Source organism: Streptomyces radiopugnans (genome assembly GCF_900110735.1).
GTDB lineage: Bacteria > Actinomycetota > Actinomycetes > Streptomycetales > Streptomycetaceae > Streptomyces > Streptomyces radiopugnans.
In genome coordinates this window covers 94,567-112,730 of the sequence record NZ_FOET01000008.1, presented here as the reverse complement: position 1 = coordinate 112,730, position 18,164 = coordinate 94,567, and the positions used below count along the sequence as shown (strand labels likewise).

The window sequence follows — 18,164 nt, the reverse complement described above, 5'->3', positions numbered from 1 at the left end:
AGGTGCTGTCACACCCCGCCGCTAGGCTGCCGGGCATGACGGGACGGCCGGAGAGGTACGCGGCGCTGCTGCGCGGGATCAACGTCGGCGGGAACAAGAAGGTGCCCATGGCCGAGCTGCGCGAGGTGATGGCGGGGCTCGGCTGGGAGGACGTGCGCACCTACGTCAACAGCGGGAACGCCGTCTTCACCGCCGGCCGCCGGGACACCGGCGAGCTGGCGGCCGAGCTGGAGGCGGCGATCGCCGGCCGCTTCGGCTTCACCGTCCCCTGCCTGGTCCGCACCGCCGGCGAACTGCGCGCGGTGGTCGGCGCCTGCCCGTACCCGGCCGCCGGCACCGACCCGGCCAGGCTGCTGGTCCTCTTCCTCGGCCGCGAACCGGACCGCGGGCGCCTGGCGGCGGTGGACGCGGCGGCGTACGCGCCCGACGAGTTCCGGGTGGGGGAGCGCGAGCTGTACTGCTGGTTTCCGGACGGCATGGGGCGCAGCAGGCTGCCCGGCGCGCTGGAGACGGCCTGCCGGGGCACGACCGTCACCGGCCGCAACTGGCGCACGGTCACCAGGCTTGTGGAGATGGTGCCCTGACACCTTCGGCCGGTGCCTCCCGATGCCTCCCGGTGCACCCGTGCGGGCGGTGTGAACGGCGCCGGTCCGGGCACCCGCCCCCGGTCGCGGAGTACACCGACCGGAGGTACGACCGTGGAGGACACGGAGGAGACCGGGGCCGGGCGGACGGGAGCGGGGCTGACGGGGAAGGAGCGGAGCACCCGGGTCTTCCTGCGGCCCACCGCCACCCCGCTGCCCCTGGGCTTCCTCGCCCTGGGCTTCGCCACCTTCCTCTTCGCCGGGCTCCAGCTCGGCTGGCTCCAGCCGTACGAGGGGCGCCTGGTGGCCCTGGCCGTCCTGCTGCTGACGGTGCCGCTGCAACTGCTGGCGTCGGTGCTCGGCTTCCTGTGCCGGGACCCCGGCGCGGGGACGGCGATGGGGCTGCTGGCGGGCACCTGGGCCGCCGCCGCGGGCGCCACCGCCCTGACACCCCCCGGCTCGCACAGCGACGCGCTGGGCCTGGCGCTGCTGGCCTCCGCCGTCGCCCTGCTGGTGGCGGCCGCGGCGGACACCGGGAAACTCCTGGCGGCGGCGGTGGTCACGCTCTCGGCGGTCCGCTTCGCCGTCACCGGGATCGCCGAGCTGACCGCGTCCTCCGCATGGGAGAGCGCAGCCGGGGTCACCGGTCTCGTCCTGGCGGCGCTGGCCTGCTACGCCGCGCTCGCCTTCCTGCTGGAGAACTCCCTGGGACGTGCGGTGCTGCCGGTGCTGCGCAAGGAGCCGGCCGGCGAGGAGCCGGGGGTGCGCCCGCGGCTGTGAGGCCGCGGGATCCCGGCCGCGCTCACGCGCCGACGGGCACGCTCGCGCGCCCGGCCCACCGGACCAGTGCCTCGTCGTAGCGCCGCGCCATCAGGCGGGCCAGCTCCGGGGCGTCGCCCAGCACCGGCGCCAGCAGGTCCGCACCCGCCTCGCGGGCGCCGGCGGCGATGCGGTCCGGGAGGAAGCCGGGCGCGACGACGTACGGGGCGACGGCCACCCGCCGCGCCCCCCGCGCGCGCAGCTCCCGCACCGCGTCGGCGGTGCGGGGAAGGGATGCGGAGGCGAACGCGGGCCGCACGGCACACCAACCGGAGATGTGCCGCCACTCCCGCGCGATATCTGCGATCACCGCGATCGCCTCCGGGTCGGAGGAGCCCGCCGAGGCCAGGACGACCCCGGTCGAGCGTTCGTCGCCGGGCCGCAGCCCGGCCTCGCGCAGCCGCCGCTCCAGGGCGGCCGTCAGCAGCCGGTCCGGGCCCAGGACGTCGGCCTGGTGCACCGCCAGCCGCGGCAGCCGCGACACCGCCTCGCCCAGCACCGCGGGGATGTCGGCCTTGGCGTGGAAGGCGCGGGTGAGCAGCAGCGGCAGGGCCACCACACGCCGTACGCCGTCGGCGTGGAGACGGGCGAGCACCTGCGGCACCGAGGGGGCGTTGAAGTCCAGATGGCCCACCTCGACCCGCAGCTCCGGGCGCAGCCCGCGCAGCCGCGCGCACAGCGCGGCCACGGTCGCCGCGTGGCGCGGGTCGCGGCTGCCGTGTGCGACGACCAGCAGGGCGGGACGGTCGCAGGGGGCCGGGACGTGGAGGGCGCGCACGGGCCGGCTCACCGCCCGGCCGCCGACGCCAGGCCGCGGCTGCGCAGCACGCGGCGCTCCACCGGCGAGAACAGCGCCGACTCCACCAGCACGCCGACCGCCAGGATCAGCACCACCGAGGCCAGCACCAGGCTCAGCTCACCGCCCTGCCGGCCCGCGTCCAGCATCCGGCCGATGCCGGGCAGCGGGGTGGCGGTGATCAGCTCGGCCGTCATCAGGGCGCGCCAGCCGAAGGTCCAGCCCTGCCGCAGCGCCGCCACGAAGCCGGGCAGCGCGGCGGGGACGAGAATGTGGACGGCGCCGCGCAGCCCGCCGGCGCCCATCGACCGGCCGGCCCGCAGCAGCAGCGGCGGTATCTGGTCGACGGCGGTGGTGACCCCGACGGCGATGGAGGGCACCGCGCCGAGCAGCACCACGGCGTACACCGCGCTCTCGGAGTTGCCCAGCGCGATCACCGCCACCGGCACCAGTGCGGCGGCCGGCAGCGACTGCACGGCGGACAGGATGGGACCCAGGACCGTGCGCAGCGGCGCCATCCGGGTGAGCAGCAGCCCCAGGGGGACGCCGATGGCCGCGGAGGCGGCGAAGCCGACCAGGCAGCGCAGCAGGCTGTGGCCGAGGGCGGGCAGCAGGGTGCCGTCCGACCAGGCGCCGGCCAGCTCGCCCCACACGGCGGCGGGGGAGGGCAGCGTCGCCGACCAGTTCAGCGCGTACGCCGTCTGCCACAGGGCCAGCACCAGGGCGACGGCCGCCAGCGGCGGCGCGGCCTTGGCCAGCAGCCGCCGCGAGGTGGCGGCGGTCGCGGACACGGGGGACTCCAGGGCGTCCAGGCCGGACGCCATCTCGTCGGAGTCGTCGGGACCGCCCGCGCCGCCCGCGGTCCGGCCCGCGGTCCGGCCGATGTCCTGCCCGGGGGGCTCGGGGAACCCGGAGGGCTCGTGCCGGGGACCCCGCCGGGAGTCCTCGGTGTCAGTGGCGGGCATGTCGGACGATCTCCTCGTGCAGATGGCCGGTGATCTCCCGGGCGAGGGAGGTGACTCCGGAGTCCTCGATACGGCGGGGGTAGGGGAGGTCCACGTCCCACTCGCGCGCCACGCGCCCCGGGCGCGAGGACAGCAGCACGACCCGCTGGCCGAGCCGTACCGCCTCGCGCACGTTGTGGGTGACGAACAGCACCGTCAGCTCCCGCTCGCGCCACACCCGGGTCAGCTCCTCGTGGAGCAGGTCGCGGGTGATGGCGTCCAGCGCGGCGAAGGGCTCGTCCATCAGCAGCACCCGGCTGCCCTGGGCCAGCGAGCGGGCCAGCGCCACGCGCTGCCGCATCCCGCCGGAGAGCTGGTGGACCCGCTTGCCGTACGCGTCCGGCAGCCGCACCAGCCGCAGCAGCTCCTCGGCCCGGCCGCGCCGCTCGGCCCGGGGGACCCCGGCCAGCTTCAGGGCCAGCTCCACGTTGCGGCCGGCGCTCAGCCAGGGGAAGAGCGCGTGGTCCTGGAACATCAGCGCGGGCCGGCCGTGCGGCACCCGCACCTCGCCGGAGGTCGGGTGGTCCAGTCCGGCCACCAGGTTGAGGAGCGTGGACTTGCCGCAGCCGGAGGCGCCCAGCAGGCAGACGAACTCCCCGGGCGCCACCGTCAGGCCGATGCCGTCCAGCACCTGCTGGCGGGCACGGGGGGAGGAGCCGAAGGACTTCGAGACGCGGTCGAGCCGCACCGCGTACGGGCGGGCCTGCCCGGCCCCGGCACCGGTGACGGACGGCGCCGGGGCGGGGGTGGCGAGTTCGGTGGACACAGCGGGGTCCTCTCGTGGTTCGCCACCCTGTTCGGGCGGCTACGGCGGGGGAGAGCCGGCGTGTGCGGCGGGGACGTGCCGCGCTTGGGGGACATATGGGGCGTCCCGGAGGCGCGGGTCGTGCTGGAGGTGCCGGACCTGCGGGTGGCGCGGCCGGGCGTCGGGCGTCACCGGCGGCATCCCGCCAGTCCGCCCTGCCCGCTGCCCCGGACACCGCTGCCGATCCGGCCGCCGGTGTGGTCGAAGGTGGAGAAGGCGTCGTGCACGGCGGCGCCCGCCGCGCTCAGAAGTCCCATCCGTCCTCCTGTGCGGTGTCGCCCGCGGCGGCCCGTACCGCCCCGGCGGCCCCGGTGAAGGCGTCGCCGGACATGCCGGCGGTGAGGGTGGAGCCGTCGGCCGGGTCGATCAGCAGGAACGAGCCGGTGCGGCGGGAGAGGGCGTAGGGGTCCAGCGGCAGCGGTTCGGCGGTGCGGATGCGCACCCGGCCGATGTCGTTGGCCACCAGTTCGCCCGGCTCGGGGTGGGGCGAGAGGTCGTCCAGGGTCAGCCGGGAGGGGATCTCCTTGACGATCGCCTTGACCGTGCGGGTGGTGTGCTTGAGCAGCACCCGCTGCCCCACCCGCAGCGGGGTGTCGTGCAGGTGGCAGACGGTGGCGGTGACGTCCTGACCGGTGGCCGGGGCGTCGTCGGCCGGGACGATCAGGTCGCCGCGGGAGACGTCGAGGTCGTCCGCCAGGCGGACGGTGACCGACTGCGGGGCCCAGGCCTGCCGGACCGACTGGCCGAGCAGATCGATGCCCTCGATCACCGAGGTGCGGCCCGAGGGCAGCACCGTCACCGGCTGGCCCACGCGCAGCACGCCGGAGGCGATCTGGCCGGCGTAGCCGCGGTAGTCGGGGTGCTCGGCGGTCTGCGGGCGGATGACGTACTGGACGGGGAAGCGGGCCACGTCCCCGGCCGGGTCGTGGTCGACCTCGACGGTCTCCAGGTGCTCCAGGACGGTGGGGCCGCTGTACCAGTCCATGTGCTCGGACGGGGTGACCACGTTGTCGCCGACCAGCGCCGAGATGGGCACGGCGGTGATCTCCGGCACGCCGAGCGAGGCGGCGTAGGCGGTGAACTGCTCGGCGATCTGTGCGAAGACGGGCTCGGAGTAGCCGACCAGGTCCATCTTGTTGACGGCCAGCACCACGTGGGGGACGCGCAGCAGGGCGGCGACCGCGGCGTGGCGGCGGGTCTGCTCGACCACGCCGTTGCGGGCGTCGACCAGGATGATGGCCAGCTCGGCGGTGGAGGCGCCGGTGACCATGTTGCGGGTGTACTGCACATGGCCGGGGGTGTCGGCCAGGATGAACCGGCGCCGCGGCGTGGCGAAGTAGCGGTAGGCCACGTCGATGGTGATGCCCTGCTCGCGCTCGGCGCGCAGCCCGTCGGTCAGCAGCGCCAGGTCGGGGCCGGCGGCGCCGCGGCTGCGGGAGGCGTGCTCGACGGCCTCCAGCTGGTCGGCCAGGACGGACTTGGAGTCGTGCAGCAGCCGTCCGACCAGGGTGGACTTGCCGTCGTCCACCGACCCGGCGGTGGCGAAACGCAGCAGCGAGGTGTCCTGCAGCAGCCGGCCGGCGGCCTCGTCGGCGGCGCCGGTGCCGGCACCGGCTGTGGAAGTGGTGGCAGCGGTGGTCATCGGTCAGAAGTACCCTTCGCGCTTGCGGTCCTCCATGGCGGCCTCCGACAGCTTGTCGTCGGCCCGGGTCGCGCCCCGCTCGGTCAGCCGGGAGGCCGCGATCTCCGCTATGACCTGCTCGATGGTGGTGGCGTCGGAGTCCACCGCCCCGGTACAGGACATGTCGCCGACGGTGCGGTAGCGCACCTGGCGCTCCTGGACCGTCTCGCCGTCCTTCGGGCCGCCCCACCCGCCCGGCGCCAGCCACATGCCGTTGCGCTTGAAGACCTCGCGGGTGTGGGCGTAGTAGATGGCGGGCAGCTCGATCTTCTCCCGGGCGATGTACTGCCACACGTCCAGCTCGGTCCAGTTGGACAGCGGGAAGACGCGCACGTGCTCGCCCGGCGCGTGGCGGCCGTTGTAGAGCTGCCACAGCTCGGGGCGCTGGCGGCGCGGGTCCCAGCCGCCGAACTCGTCGCGCAGGGAGAACACCCGCTCCTTGGCGCGGGCCTTCTCCTCGTCCCGCCGCCCGCCGCCGAAGACCGCGTCGAAGCGGTTCGTCTCGATGGCGTGCAGCAGCGGCACGGTCTGCAGCGGGTTGCGGGTGCCGTCCGGGCGCTCGCGCAGTTCGCCGCGGTCGATGAACTCCTGCACCGAGGCGACGTGCAGGCGCAGCCGGTGCTCGGCCACCACCCGGTCGCGGTAGTCGAGGACCTCGGGAAAGTTGTGGCCGGTGTCCACGTGCAGCAGCGCGAAGGGCACCGGCGCCGGGGCGAAGGCCTTCAGCGCCAGGTGCAGCATCACGATGGAGTCCTTGCCGCCGGAGAAGAGGATCACCGGCCGCTCGAACTCGCCCGCCACCTCGCGGAAGATGTGCACCGCCTCAGACTCCAGCGCGTCCAGATGGCTCAGCGCGTACGCCGCACCGGAGTTCTCGGAGGCCTGGGAGGTCCCGGAGGCGCCGGGGCCCCCGGCGGTCCGGTCCGGCGCGGCCGCGGGCCCGGTGGTCGGTTCCGTCGAGGTCGTCACGCCAGTCCCCTCTCGGCGAGCAGTGCGTACAGCCGGGCGGCGGAGTCGTCCACCGGCTCGGTGTGCGCCTCGATCCGCAGATCCGGATCGGCCGGCGCCTCGTACGGGTCGTCCACCCCGGTCAGTCCGGAGAGCTCTCCCGCGGCCTGCCTGGCGTACAGCCCCTTCACATCGCGCTCGGAGCACACCTCCACGGGCGTGGCCACGTGCACCTCCAGATAGGCCGTGCCCTCCGCCTGGTGGCGCTTGCGGACAGCCTCGCGGCTGTCGGCGTACGGCGCGATCACCGGGACCAGGGCCTTGACCCCGTTGGAGGCGAGCAGTTCGGCGATGAAGCCGATCCGCTGCACGTTGGTGTGGCGGTCCTCGCGGGAGAAGCCCAGACCGGCGGAGAGGAACTCCCTGATCTCGTCGCCGTCCAGCACCTCCACCCGGTGCCCCTCGTCGCGCAGCCGCCCGGCCAGCGCGTGGGCGATCGTGGTCTTGCCCGCGCTGGGCAGGCCGGTGAGCCAGATCGTGGCTCCGGTGCCGGTGCCGTCGGTACTGCCGGTTCTGTCCGTGCCGGAAGCGGTCGCCCCGCTCATCTGACGCTCCTCAACTGTCTGGGCCCGTACGGCCTTCGGGTTCGCCATCAGCCATGCAGTCCGCACTCGGTCTTGCCGCGTCCGGCCCAGCGGCCGGAGCGGGCGTCCTCGCCCTCCAGCACCCGCCGAGTGCAGGGCGCGCACCCGATGGAGGGGTAACCGTCCATCAGCAGAGGGTTGGTGAGGACACCGTGCTCGGCAACGTAGGCGTCCACGTCGCCCTGCGTCCAGCGTGCGATGGGCGAGACCTTGACCTTGCCCCGCCTCTCGTCCCAGCCGACGACCGGAGTCCCCGCCCGGGTCGGGGACTCGTCGCGGCGCAGCCCGGTGGCCCAGGCGTCGTACCCGCGCAGGCCCTCCTCCAGCGGCCTGACCTTGCGCAGCGCGCAGCACAGGTCGGGGTCGCGGTCGTGCAGGCGCGGCCCGTACTCGGCGTCCTGCTCGGCCACGGTCTGCCGCGGGGTGAGCGTGATGACGTTGACGTCCATCACCGCGGCCACCGCGTCCCGGGTGCCGATGGTCTCCGGGAAGTGGTAGCCGGTGTCGAGGAACACCACGTCCACACCGGGCGCCACGCGCGAGGCCAGATGCGCGACGACGGCGTCCTCCATGGAGGAGGTCACGCAGAAGCGCGGGCCGAAGGTGCCGACGGCCCAGCGCAGGATCTCCAGTGCCGGGGCGTCCTCCAGTTCGCGGCCCGCCTTCTCGGCGAGCCGCCGCAACTCGTCGGCGTCCGCCCGCAGGTCGTGCCGGTCCTCGGCGGCGTTCATCGTGTGCTGTCTCCCTCGGTGGAACCGGACCGCCGCAGGCCGTCGGCCAGCAGTCCGAGGAACGAGAGCCTGAAGGCGCGGTTGCAGGAGGCGCACTCCCACGCGCCGTGACCGTCCTCGGACGGCCGCAGGTCCTCGTCTCCGCAGTACGGGCAGTAGAACGGCGCGGCGCGTTCGCTCACGGTGCCTCCTTGTGAGCTTCTCCGCCCGCGCGGCGGTCGGTTACGGGTTTCGTGGTCGGCTGCGGGGTGGTGGCCGCGTGTGCGCCGCTCACGGCCTCCCTGTTCGCTTCTCCGCCCGCGCGGCGGCGGTGCGGGCCTGTGGTGGCGTGCGGGGTGGTGGCCGCGTGTGCGCCGCTCACTTCAGGGCTCCCTCGTCGGCCCGCGCCGCCCACTGGGCGAAGCGCTCGCCGTCCTGCCGCTCCTCGCGGTAGCGGGTCAGGAGGCGCTCGACGTAGTCGGGCAGCTCGGCCGCGGTGACCTTCAGGCCGCGCACCTTGCGGCCGAAACCGGGGTCCAGCCCCAGCGCGCCGCCGAGGTGGACCTGGTAGCCCTCGACCTGGTTGCCGTCCGCGTCGGTGACGAGCTGGCCCTTGAGCCCGATGTCGGCGACCTGGATGCGGGCGCAGGCGTTGGGGCAGCCGTTGATGTTGATGGTGACCGGCTCGTCGAACTCCGGCAGGCGGCGCTCCAGTTCGTCGATGAGGGTGGAGCCGCGGCCCTTGGTCTCGACGATGGCCAGCTTGCAGAACTCGATGCCGGTGCAGGCCATGGTGCCGCGCCGGAAGACCGACGGACGCGTCGTCAGGTCCAGCGACTCCAGGCCCTCCACCAGGGAGTCCACCCGGTCCTCGGCCACGTCGAGAATGATCATCTTCTGCTCGACGGTGGTGCGCACCCGGCCCGAGCCGTGGCCCTCGGCCAGCTCGGCGATCTTGGTGAGGGTGGCACCGTCGACGCGGCCGACGCGGGGGGCGAAGCCGACGTAGTAGCGGCCGTCCTTCTGGCGGTGCACACCGACGTGATCGCGCCACAGCCGGGCGGGGGCCTCGGGGCCGGGGCCGTCGGCCAGTTTCCGCCCCAGGTACTCGTCCTCCAGCACCTGACGGAACTTCTCCGCGCCCCAGTCGGCGACGAGGAACTTCAGACGGGCGCGGTTGCGCAGCCGGCGGTAGCCGTAGTCGCGGAAGATCGAGACGACGCCCTCCAGGACGTCCACCACGTCCTCCAGCGGAACCCAGGCGCCCAGCCGGACGCCGAGCTTGGGGTTGGTGGACAGGCCGCCGCCCACCCACACGTCGAAGCCGGGGCCGAGCTCGGGGTGGCGCACGCCGACGAAGGACACGTCGTTGATCTCGTGCGCCACGTCCAGCAGGGGGGAGCCGGAGATGGCCGTCTTGAACTTGCGGGGGAGGTTGGAGAACGCCGGGTTGCCGACGATGCGGCGCTTGGCCTCCTCCAGCGCGGGCGTGCCGTCGATGATCTCGTCGGCGGCGATCCCGGCGACCGGCGAGCCCAGGAAGGCGCGCGGGGTGTCGCCGCAGGCCTCGGTGGTGGACAGCCCCACGGCCTCCAGGCGGCGCCAGATCTCGGGGACGTCCTCGATGCGGACCCAGTGGAGCTGGATGTTCTGCCGGTCGGTGATGTCGGCGGTGCCGCGGGCGAACTCCTGGGAGATCTCGCCGATGACGCGCAGCTGCTCGGTGGTCAGCCGCCCGCCGTCGATGCGCACGCGCATCATGAAGTACTCGTCGTCCAGCTCCTCCGGGGCCAGGACGGCGGTCTTGCCGCCGTCGATCCCGGGCCTGCGCTGGGTGTAAAGGCCCCACCAGCGCATCCGGCCGCGCAGGTCGCTGGGGTCGATGGAGTCGAACCCGCGGTGGGCGTAGATCGTCTCAATGCGTGTCCGCACATTGAGACCGTCATCGTCCTTCTTGAACTGCTCGTTGGCGTTCAGCGGGGTGAAGTGCCCGGCGGCCCACTGGCCCTCGCCGCGGTGGCGGCCGGCCTTGCGGCGGGTCGGGGCAGCGCTGGCTGGCTTGGGGGTGTCGGCCATGGCGGTGTGTTCGTCCTTCTGCTGGACTCGGCTGCGCGGGAAGCGGCCCGAATCCGTCCGGGCGCGCTGACGTGCGCGGATCCGTACGGAAAACGGGAAGTGGAGCCGCCTGCCCGCGACGACGGGGGCGGCGGATGTGCGGCGGTGCTGGGACTGTCAGCCCGCCGGACAGATGGCGCTGGACATGCGGCCGAGGTCGACGTGCCGCCGACTCACCAAGGCAATTCCAGCTCGAGACATGGCAGAAGCGTGGCATGAGCATCTCGCGGCAGTCCACCGTTATCCACAGTTCGGACAAAGGTGTCCCGCTCTGCGAGACGCAGTGATATCGGTCACGGGTTCGCCGGAGCCGCGGGGGCCCCGGCGGGGCTCACACCCCCGCTCCCGGCCAGGGGCCGGGAGCGGGAACGTCCGGTTCGTCCTCCGTCCTGGTGTCGAACAGGCGGAAGCCGCGCCGCCGGTAGTTCGCCAGCGCATGGGGGCCGTCCTTGCTGCAGGTGTGCACCCACACCCGCCGGGTGGGCTCCCGCTCCGGCCAGCGCTCCGCCAGGTCCCAGGCGCGCGCGGTCCCGCAGGACAGCAGGTGCCCGCCGATGCGCCGGCCGCGGAAGGCGGCGATCAGACCGAAGTAGGTGATCTCCACCGTCCCCCCGGGCTGCGGTTCCAGCTCGATGTACCCGGCCGGGGTCCCGTGCTCGTACGCCACCCAGGTCTCCACGCCGGGGCGCTCCAGGAACTCCCGCCACCGCGCGTACGTCCACTCCAGCCGGTCCGTCCAGGTGACGTCCCCGCCGACGGCGGTGTAGAGGAAGCGGCTGAACTCCGGGCTGGGCACCTCCGCCCGGACGATCCGGATGCCGGACCCGCTGTCCGGAACGTGGGCGGGGGAGAGGTCGGAGGGGGAGGTCTGCTCCAGTGACCAGGTGGTGACGGCGACGGTGGTGCTCATGCCGGGCAGTGAAGCACGACGGCGCCGGCGGCCGGGAGGCGGCCCCGCGGACCGCCTCCCGGCCGCCGCGCCGTACCAGAATGCCACCCATGCCCGCGACCAGCAGCCGCCCCGGCGGCGCCCCCGAACCCACCGCCCCCGAGTCCGTCGCCCCCGTCGCCGCGCCGCCCGTCGTCGTGCTCGGCGAGTGCGTGGCCGACGCCTTCACCGTCCCGCCGCCCGGCGGCGGGGCACGGCCGTCCGCCCCGTCGATCGGGCTGGAGGTCCTGCCCGGAGGCGGACCCGCCAACACCGCCGTGGCACTCGCCCGGCTCGGTACCCCCACCCGCTTCCTGGGCAGGCTGTCGCGGGACGTCTTCGGCCGCCTCTTCCGCGAGCACCTGGCCGCCTCCGGCGTGGACCTCGGCGCGGTGGTCGAGGCGGCCGAGCCCAGCACCCTGGCCGTCGCCGACGTCGACGCCGCCGGCCGCGCCGAGTACTCCTTCCACGCCGAGGGCACCGCCGACTGGCAGTGGACGGACGGCGAGCTGGCGGCGGCCGCGTCCGGCCCCGCGGCCTGTGTGCACACCGGATCGCTGGCACTGGTGCGGCCGCCGGGCGGCGAGGCGGTGGAACGGCTGCTGGAGAGGGTGCGAGGGCGGGCCACCGTCTCCGTCGACCCCAACGTCCGGCCGCTGCTGGTGGAGCCGGCCGTCTACCGCGAGCGGCTGCCGCGCTGGTGCGCCGCGGCCGACATCCTGCGGCTGTCCGACGACGACCTCGGTCACCTCCTGCCCGGCGCCGGCGTGGAGGAGGCCGCCGGCGTCCTCCACGGCCACGGCGCGGCCCTGGTGGTCGTCACGCTCGGAGCGGCGGGCGCGTACGCCTCGCTGGAGGGCGCGGGCGGCGCGAGCGGCGCGGAGCGCGTACGGCTGAGGGTGCCCGCCCCGCCCACCGCCGTGGTGGACACCGTCGGCGCGGGCGACGCCTTCACGGGCGGCCTGCTGCACTCCCTCCACAGTGCCGGGGCCCTCGGCGGGCGCCTGGACGGGCTGACCGCCGGCGTCCTGGAACAGGCCCTGGCCACCGGTGCCGCCGTCGCCGCCGCGACCTGTGCGGTACGGGGCGCCAACCCGCCCCGGGCGCATCGGATGGGCCGCCATACGCCCAGGTGAGCGCCCTACCGGCCGGTACCGGGACCTTCGGCCCGCACCCCCTGCCGGGGCGGGACCTTCGGCCGCCGGGCGGGGTCCCTTCGGCGACTGCGCCGGAGGCCCCCGGCGGCGTGCAATGGAGTCACCGAGGCCCCCATCCAGAGGTGATCCCCATGGCAGAAGCCACCGCACGTCCCGCCGCACGCTCCGCAGCGCGTCCTGCCGCACGTCCCGCCGCTCCGGCGGACGCCGAGCGCGCCGAGACCGCCCGGCACGCCGTCGACACCCTGGTCGCACACGCCGTCAAGTCCCTGGAGGAGTACGCCTCCTTCACCCAGGAGCAGGTCGACCACATCGTGCGGAAGGCCTCCCTGGCGGCCCTGGCGAACCACTGCGAGCTGGCCGAGCAGGCCGTCGCCGAGACCGGCCGGGGGGTGTTCGAGGACAAGGCGATGAAGAACCTCTTCGCCTGCGAGCACGTCACCCACTCGATGCAGGGGCTGAAGACGGTCGGCGTCGTCCGCCGCGACGAGCTGAACGGGATCACCGAGATCGCCGAGCCCGTCGGCGTGGTGTGCGCCATGACCCCGGTGACCAACCCCACCTCCACCACGATCTTCAAGGCGCTGATCGCGCTCAAGACCCGCAACCCGATCGTCTTCGCCTTCCACCCCTCGGCCCAGCGGTGCAGCGCCGAGGCGGCCCGGATCGTACGGGAGGCGGCCGTGGAGGCGGGCGCCCCCGAGCACTGCGTGCAGTGGATCGAGGAGCCGTCGATGGAGGCCACCCGCCTGCTGATGAACCACGCGGACGTCTCCACCATCCTGGCCACCGGCGGCAACGCCATGGTCCGGGCCGCCTACTCGTGCGGCAAGCCGGCCCTCGGCGTCGGCGCGGGCAACGTCCCCGCCTACGTCCACCGCACCGCCGACGTCCCCCGCGCGGTGCACGACATCGTCCTGTCCAAGGCCTTCGACAACGGCATGATCTGCGCGTCCGAGCAGGCCGCCGTCCTGGACGCCGAGGTCTACGAGCAGGCCGTCGCGGAGTTCCGCAAGCTCCACGCCCATCTGGCCACCGCCGAGGAGAAGGAGAAGCTGGAGCGGTTCCTGTTCGGCACCACCGCCCGGAGCGTCAACTGCGCCGGGGCGAAGCTGAACGCCGACGCCGTCGGCCGGCCGCCGCACTGGATCGCCGGGCAGGCGGGCTTCACCGTCCCCGAGGACACCTCCGTCATCCTCGCCGAGATCGCGGCCGTCGGCCCCGCCGAGCCGCTCAGCCGCGAGAAGCTCTCCCCGGTACTGGCCCTGCTGCGCGCCGAGACCACCGAGCAGGGCATCGAACTGGCCGCGCGGATGGTCGAGTTCGACGGCCTGGGCCACAGCGCGGTGATCCACGCCGACGACGGGGAGCTGACCGAGGAGTTCGGCCGCCGCGTCAAGGCCGTGCGCATCATCGCCAACGCGCCCTCCAGCCTCGGCGGCATCGGAGACGTCTACAACTCCTTCCTGCCCTCGATGACCCTGGGCTGCGGCTCCTACGGCCACAACTCGGTCTCCGGCAACGTCACCGCCGTCGACCTGCTCAACATCAAGCGCATCGGGCGGCGCAACACCAACATGCAGTGGTTCAAGGTCCCGCCGAAGATCTACTTCGAGCGCCACTCCCTGCGCTACCTCGGCGACATGCGCGGCATGCGGCGCGTCACCGTCGTCACCGACCGCACCATGGACCGCCTGGGCTACCTCACCCGCGTCAAGGACATCCTGCGCTCCCGCCGCGAGCCGGTGAACCTCCAGATCATCGACGACGTCGAGCCCAACCCGGAGCTGGCCACCGTCGAGCGCGGCGCCGCGAAGATGCGCGAGTTCGAGCCCGACACCATCGTCGCCCTCGGCGGCGGCTCGCCCATCGACGCCGCCAAGGTGATGTGGCTGATGTACGAGCACCCCGAGATCGCCTTCGCCGACACCAAGGAGAAGTTCTCCGACATCCGCAAGCGCGCCTTCACCTTCCCGCCGCTGGGGGAGAGGGCGAGGCTGATCGCGGTCCCGACCACCTCCGGCACCGGCGCCGAGGTCACCCCCTTCGCCGTCATCTCCGACCCGGCCGCCGCCCGCAAGTACCCGCTGGCCGACTACGCCCTCACCCCCGACGTCGCCATCGTCGACCCGGTCCTGACCGCCACCCTGCCGCCCGCCGTCACCGCCGACTCCGGCTTCGACGCCCTCACCCACGCCACCGAGGCGTACGTGTCGGTCTACGCCAACGACTACACCGACGGGCTGTGCCTGCAGGCCATCCGGCTGATCTTCGAGAACCTGGAGCGCTGCGTCACCCACGGCCCCGAGGACCCCAGGGCCCGCGAGCGGATGCACAACGCCTCCACCATCGCCGGCATGGCCTTCGCCAACGCCTTCCTCGGCCTGGTGCACGCCATGTCCCACACCCTCGGCAACACCTTCCACATCACCCACGGCCGGACCAACGCGCTGCTGCTGCCGCACGTCATCCGCCACAACGGCCGCATCCCCACCAAGCTGACCGGCTGGCCCAAGTACGAGACCTACCGGGCCCACGAGCGCTTCCAGGAGATCGCCAGGACGCTCGGCCTGCCGGCCGCCACCCCCGAGGAGGGCGTGGAGTCCTACGCCCGCGCCGTGGAGGAGCTGCGCGCCCGGTGCGGTGTCCCGGCCTCCTTCCGGGAGGCGGGCGTGGACGAGAAGGAGTTCCTCGCCGCCCTGCCCGAGCAGGCCCGCAACGCCTACGCCGACCAGTGCGCCCCCGCCAACCCCCGGATGCCGATGCTCGACGAGATGCAGGCGCTGATGCGCCAGGCCTACTACGGCCACGCCGCCACGGCATGAGCGCAGCCCCCGACCGCCCCGCACGGCAGAACCCCAAGGGAGACCAGCCATGACCACCATCCCGCAGCCGCAGACCCCCCACTCGCCGGACCGCACCGGCACCGGCGCCTGGCAGGGCTTCAAGGGCGGCCTGTGGCGGGACGCGATCGACGTCCGCGACTTCGTCCAGCACAACTACACCCCCTACGAGGGCGACGGCTCCTTCCTCGCCGGCCCCACCCACCGCACCACCGCCGTGTGGAACAAGCTGCTGGCGATGTTCCCCGCCGAGCGCGAGCGCGGCGTGTACGACGTGGACACCGCGACCCCCTCCACCATCACCGCCTTCGGGCCCGGCTACGTCGACGAGGACCTCGACCTGATCGTCGGCCTGCAGACCGACGCCCCCCTCAAGCGGGCGATCATGCCGATCGGGGGCTGGCGGATGGTCGAGGCGGCCCTGAAGGCCTACGGCCACGAGCCCGACCCGGAGGTGAAGAAGATCTTCACCACCTACCGCAAGACCCACAACGACGGCGTCTTCGACGCCTACACCCCCGAGATCCGGGCCTGCCGCTCGGCCGGCATCATCACCGGCCTGCCCGACGCCTACGGCCGCGGCCGCATCATCGGCGACTACCGCCGCGTCGCCCTGTACGGCGCGGACCGGCTGATCGCCGACAAGCAGGCCGACCGGGCGCTGCTGGACGACGGCTGGCCCACCGAGGACGTCATCCGCGACCGCGAGGAGAACGCCGAGCAGATCCGGGCGCTGCGCGAGCTGAAGGAGATGGCCGCCTCCTACGGCTACGACGTCTCCCGCCCGGCCGCCACCGGACGCGAGGCCGTCCAGTGGCTGTACTTCGCCTACCTGGCCGCCGTGAAGGAGCAGAACGGCGCGGCCATGTCCATCGGCCGCATCGACGCCTTCCTCGACGTCTACCTCCAGCGCGACATCGACCGCGGGCTGCTGACCGAGAGCGGGGCCCAGGAGCTGATCGACGACTTCGTGATCAAGCTCCGCATCGTCCGCTTCCTGCGCACCCCCGAGTACGACCAGCTCTACTCCGGCGACCCCACCTGGGTGACCTGGTCGCTGGCCGGGATCGGCGAGGACGGCCGCCCGCTGGTCACCCGCACCGCCTTCCGCGCCCTGCAGACCCTGTACAACCTCGGCCCCGCGCCGGAGCCCAACCTGACGGTCTTCTGGTCGCAGGTGCTGCCCAGGGGCTTCAAGGAGTTCGCGGCGAGGACCGCCGTGGACACCAGCGCCCTGCAGTTCGAGTCCGACGAGCTGATGCGCCCCAAGTACGGCGACGACACCGCCATCGCCTGCTGCGTCTCCGCGATGGCCATGGGTCGGCAGATGCAGTTCTTCGGGGCGCGCGTCAACGTCGCCAAGGCCCTGCTCTACGCCGTCAACGGCGGCCGCGACGAGATGACCGGCGAGCAGGTCGTGCACGGGTTCCGCCCGATCGAGGGCGAGTACCTGGACTACGCCACCGTCGCCGAACGCTACGACGCGATGCTGGAGTGGCTGGCCAGGACCTACGTCCACGCCCTCAACGTCATCCACTACATGCACGACAGGTACGCGTACGAGCGGCTGGAGATGGCCCTGCACGACCGCGAGGTGCTGCGGACCATGGCCTGCGGCATCGCCGGGCTGTCGGTCGCCGCCGACTCGCTCTCGGCGATCAAGTACGCACGGGTGCGGGTGATCCGCGACGCCACCGGGCTGGCCGTCGACTACGAGGTCGAGGGCGACTACCCGGCGTACGGCAACAACGACGACCGGGCCGACGAGATCGCCCGCGGGCTGGTGCACGGCTTCATGGAGAAGGTGCGCCGCCACCCCACCTACCGGGGCGCGGTCCACACCCAGTCGGTGCTCACCATCACCTCCAACGTCGTCTACGGCAAGAAGACCGGAAACACCCCCGACGGCCGCCGCGCCGGCACGCCCTTCGCCCCCGGGGCCAACCCGATGAACGGCCGCGACCGCCACGGCTACATCGCCTCGGCCCTGTCGGTGGCCAAGCTGGACTACGACGACGCCGAGGACGGCATCTCGCTGACCAACACCATCACCCCCGACGCCCTGGGCCGCACCCCGGCCGAGCGCGCCGGGAACCTCGCCGGGGTGCTGGACGGCTACACCGCCGCCGGGGGCTTCCACATGAACGTCAACGTCCTGGACCAGAAGACGCTGGTGGACGCCATGGAGCACCCGGAGAAGTACCCGCAGCTCACCGTCCGCGTCAGCGGCTACGCGGTGAACTTCGTCAAGCTCACCCGCGAGCAGCAGCTCGACGTCATCGCCCGCACCTTCCACGGAGCGCTGTGATGGACCGCCTGATGCGCGGGGCGGCCGCGCCGGCGGGGGCCGCCACCCCCGCCGGGGCGGCCACCCGCCGCCCGGTCACCGGATCGGTGCACTCCTGGGACCTGTCCACCGGCGTGGACGGCCCCGGCACCCGCTTCACCGCCTTCCTCGCCGGCTGCCCGCTGGCCTGCCTGTACTGCCACAACCCCGACACCTGGCGGCTGCGCAACGGCCGCCGCACCACCGCCGACGAGCTCGTCGCCGAGGCGGCGAAGTACACCGCCTTCATCCGGGCGGCGGGCGGCGGCGCCACCCTCAGCGGCGGCGAACCGCTGCTCCAGCCGGTCTTCGCCGGGGAACTGCTGCACCGCTTCAGGCACGAGCTGGGCCTGCACACCGCCCTGGACACCTCCGGATTCCTCGGAGCCCGCGCCTCCGACGCGCTGCTGGCCGACACCGATCTGGTGCTGCTGGACATCAAGTCCTGGGAGCCGGGGCTGTACCGGAAGGTCACCGGGGGCCGCGGCGAGATCGCCCCCACGGTGGCCTTCGCCCGCCGGCTGGCGCTGCTGGGCAAAGAGGTGTGGGTGCGGTTCGTGCTGGTCCCCGGCCTGACCGACGGGCCCGACAACATCGAGGGCGTCGCCGCCTTCGCGGCCTCCCTCGGCAACGTCTCCCGCGTCGACGTGCTGCCCTTCCACAAGCTGGGCGCCGCCAAGTGGGAGGCGGTCGGCCGCACCTTCCCCCTGGCCGGAACCCCCGTGCCCACCCCGGAGCAGGTGGCCGGTGCCCGGGAGGTCTTCGCCGCCCACGGCCTGTACGCGGTGTGAGCCCCGTGCCGGC

Annotated in this window: 18 protein-coding genes; 6 read left to right on the top strand and 12 right to left on the bottom strand. The window is 73.6% G+C overall.

The window, feature by feature from the left end; all coding sequences use genetic code 11:
* Positions 1-35: 35 nt before the first annotated feature.
* Positions 36-584, top strand: a complete 549-nt coding sequence (locus BMY40_RS16280) for a DUF1697 domain-containing protein (RefSeq protein ID WP_093660346.1) — start codon at positions 36-38, stop codon at positions 582-584.
* 114 nt (positions 585-698) lie between these two features.
* Positions 699-1,364, top strand: coding sequence for a GPR1/FUN34/YaaH family transporter (locus tag BMY40_RS16275; RefSeq protein ID WP_093660150.1), 666 nt, complete (start codon positions 699-701; stop codon positions 1,362-1,364).
* A gap of 22 nt (positions 1,365-1,386) precedes the next feature.
* Here BMY40_RS16275 and BMY40_RS16270 read toward each other — a convergent pair whose 3' ends face one another.
* From BMY40_RS16270 to BMY40_RS16220, 12 genes are all read right to left on the bottom strand, one after another.
* Entirely contained in the window at positions 1,387-2,181 is a 795-nt protein-coding gene (locus BMY40_RS16270) for a sirohydrochlorin chelatase (protein WP_093660148.1), read from the bottom strand.
* Between the two features lie 8 nt (positions 2,182-2,189).
* Positions 2,190-3,164, bottom strand: a complete 975-nt coding sequence (locus tag BMY40_RS16265) for an ABC transporter permease (RefSeq protein ID WP_093660146.1) — start codon at positions 3,162-3,164, stop codon at positions 2,190-2,192.
* On the bottom strand, positions 3,151-3,969 hold the full coding sequence (locus BMY40_RS16260) for an ABC transporter ATP-binding protein (protein ID WP_093660144.1): 819 nt from the start codon (positions 3,967-3,969) through the stop codon (positions 3,151-3,153). The genes BMY40_RS16265 and BMY40_RS16260 overlap by 14 nt, the downstream gene beginning before the upstream one ends.
* Before the next feature lie 167 nt (positions 3,970-4,136).
* Positions 4,137-4,265 carry a hypothetical protein gene (locus tag BMY40_RS16255; RefSeq protein WP_093660142.1) on the bottom strand — a complete coding sequence of 43 codons (129 nt, stop codon included), beginning with the start codon at positions 4,263-4,265 and terminating at the stop codon, positions 4,137-4,139.
* Complete coding sequence (locus BMY40_RS16250) at positions 4,253-5,650, bottom strand: sulfate adenylyltransferase subunit 1 (protein WP_093660140.1); 1,398 nt, start codon at positions 5,648-5,650, stop codon at positions 4,253-4,255. Before BMY40_RS16250 ends, BMY40_RS16255 begins: the two co-directional genes overlap by 13 nt.
* Before the next feature lie 3 nt (positions 5,651-5,653).
* A complete protein-coding gene (gene cysD / locus BMY40_RS16245) occupies positions 5,654-6,658 on the bottom strand; it encodes a sulfate adenylyltransferase subunit CysD (RefSeq protein ID WP_281250786.1) in 1,005 nt (334 codons plus the stop codon).
* Positions 6,655-7,242, bottom strand: a complete 588-nt coding sequence (gene cysC / locus BMY40_RS16240) for an adenylyl-sulfate kinase (RefSeq protein ID WP_093660138.1) — start codon at positions 7,240-7,242, stop codon at positions 6,655-6,657. The genes cysD and cysC overlap by 4 nt, the downstream gene beginning before the upstream one ends.
* 47 nt (positions 7,243-7,289) lie before the next feature.
* Positions 7,290-8,012 (bottom strand): phosphoadenylyl-sulfate reductase, encoded by a 723-nt coding sequence (locus BMY40_RS16235; RefSeq protein ID WP_093660136.1) that lies wholly within the window; start codon positions 8,010-8,012, stop codon positions 7,290-7,292.
* Positions 8,009-8,194, bottom strand: a complete 186-nt coding sequence (locus BMY40_RS16230) for a hypothetical protein (RefSeq protein WP_093660134.1) — start codon at positions 8,192-8,194, stop codon at positions 8,009-8,011. Before BMY40_RS16230 ends, BMY40_RS16235 begins: the two co-directional genes overlap by 4 nt.
* 175 nt (positions 8,195-8,369) lie before the next feature.
* Entirely contained in the window at positions 8,370-10,067 is a 1,698-nt protein-coding gene (locus tag BMY40_RS16225; RefSeq protein WP_093660131.1) for a nitrite/sulfite reductase, read from the bottom strand.
* Positions 10,068-10,223: 156 nt separating this feature from the next.
* Positions 10,224-10,307, bottom strand: a complete 84-nt coding sequence (locus tag BMY40_RS29065; protein WP_309471194.1) for a putative leader peptide — start codon at positions 10,305-10,307, stop codon at positions 10,224-10,226.
* A 130-nt stretch (positions 10,308-10,437) separates the two neighbouring features.
* Positions 10,438-11,016: a GNAT family N-acetyltransferase gene (locus BMY40_RS16220; protein ID WP_093660129.1), complete on the bottom strand. Its 579-nt coding sequence runs from the start codon at positions 11,014-11,016 to the stop codon at positions 10,438-10,440.
* An 89-nt stretch (positions 11,017-11,105) separates the two neighbouring features.
* Between BMY40_RS16220 and BMY40_RS16215 the strand changes: the two genes are divergently transcribed.
* The 4 genes from BMY40_RS16215 (at position 11,106) to pflA (ending at position 18,151) form a co-directional block, all read left to right on the top strand.
* Complete coding sequence (locus BMY40_RS16215; RefSeq protein ID WP_093660342.1) at positions 11,106-12,170, top strand: carbohydrate kinase family protein; 1,065 nt, start codon at positions 11,106-11,108, stop codon at positions 12,168-12,170.
* A 152-nt stretch (positions 12,171-12,322) separates the two neighbouring features.
* The gene (gene adhE / locus BMY40_RS16210) at positions 12,323-15,016 is read left to right on the top strand and encodes a bifunctional acetaldehyde-CoA/alcohol dehydrogenase (RefSeq protein WP_093660127.1); all 2,694 of its coding nucleotides are present in this window, start codon (positions 12,323-12,325) and stop codon (positions 15,014-15,016) included.
* Between the two features lie 49 nt (positions 15,017-15,065).
* The gene (gene pflB, locus BMY40_RS16205) at positions 15,066-17,342 is read left to right on the top strand and encodes a formate C-acetyltransferase (protein WP_093660125.1); all 2,277 of its coding nucleotides are present in this window, start codon (positions 15,066-15,068) and stop codon (positions 17,340-17,342) included.
* Positions 17,342-18,151 carry a pyruvate formate-lyase-activating protein gene (gene pflA, locus BMY40_RS16200; RefSeq protein WP_093660123.1) on the top strand — a complete coding sequence of 270 codons (810 nt, stop codon included), beginning with the start codon at positions 17,342-17,344 and terminating at the stop codon, positions 18,149-18,151. The genes pflB and pflA overlap by 1 nt, the downstream gene beginning before the upstream one ends.
* Positions 18,152-18,164: the final 13 nt, after the last annotated feature.

What these genes read in the sequence shown, in the direction of transcription:
- BMY40_RS16250 (WP_093660140.1), bottom strand. Translation starts at nt 5,650, where the DNA reads ATGACCACCGCTGCCACCACTTCCACAGCCGGTGCCGGCACCGGCGCC.
- BMY40_RS29065 (WP_309471194.1), bottom strand. Translation starts at nt 10,307, where the DNA reads ATGTCTCGAGCTGGAATTGCCTTGGTGAGTCGGCGGCACGTCGACCTC.
- BMY40_RS16220 (WP_093660129.1), bottom strand. Translation starts at nt 11,016, where the DNA reads ATGAGCACCACCGTCGCCGTCACCACCTGGTCACTGGAGCAGACCTCC.
- BMY40_RS16215 (WP_093660342.1), top strand. Translation starts at nt 11,106, where the DNA reads ATGCCCGCGACCAGCAGCCGCCCCGGCGGCGCCCCCGAACCCACCGCC.
- BMY40_RS16255 (WP_093660142.1), bottom strand. Translation starts at nt 4,265, where the DNA reads ATGGGACTTCTGAGCGCGGCGGGCGCCGCCGTGCACGACGCCTTCTCC.
- BMY40_RS16280 (WP_093660346.1), top strand. Translation starts at nt 36, where the DNA reads ATGACGGGACGGCCGGAGAGGTACGCGGCGCTGCTGCGCGGGATCAAC.
- pflB (WP_093660125.1), top strand. Translation starts at nt 15,066, where the DNA reads ATGACCACCATCCCGCAGCCGCAGACCCCCCACTCGCCGGACCGCACC.
- pflA (WP_093660123.1), top strand. Translation starts at nt 17,342, where the DNA reads ATGGACCGCCTGATGCGCGGGGCGGCCGCGCCGGCGGGGGCCGCCACC.
- BMY40_RS16265 (WP_093660146.1), bottom strand. Translation starts at nt 3,164, where the DNA reads ATGCCCGCCACTGACACCGAGGACTCCCGGCGGGGTCCCCGGCACGAG.
- cysC (WP_093660138.1), bottom strand. Translation starts at nt 7,242, where the DNA reads ATGAGCGGGGCGACCGCTTCCGGCACGGACAGAACCGGCAGTACCGAC.
- BMY40_RS16225 (WP_093660131.1), bottom strand. Translation starts at nt 10,067, where the DNA reads ATGGCCGACACCCCCAAGCCAGCCAGCGCTGCCCCGACCCGCCGCAAG.
- BMY40_RS16235 (WP_093660136.1), bottom strand. Translation starts at nt 8,012, where the DNA reads ATGAACGCCGCCGAGGACCGGCACGACCTGCGGGCGGACGCCGACGAG.
- adhE (WP_093660127.1), top strand. Translation starts at nt 12,323, where the DNA reads ATGGCAGAAGCCACCGCACGTCCCGCCGCACGCTCCGCAGCGCGTCCT.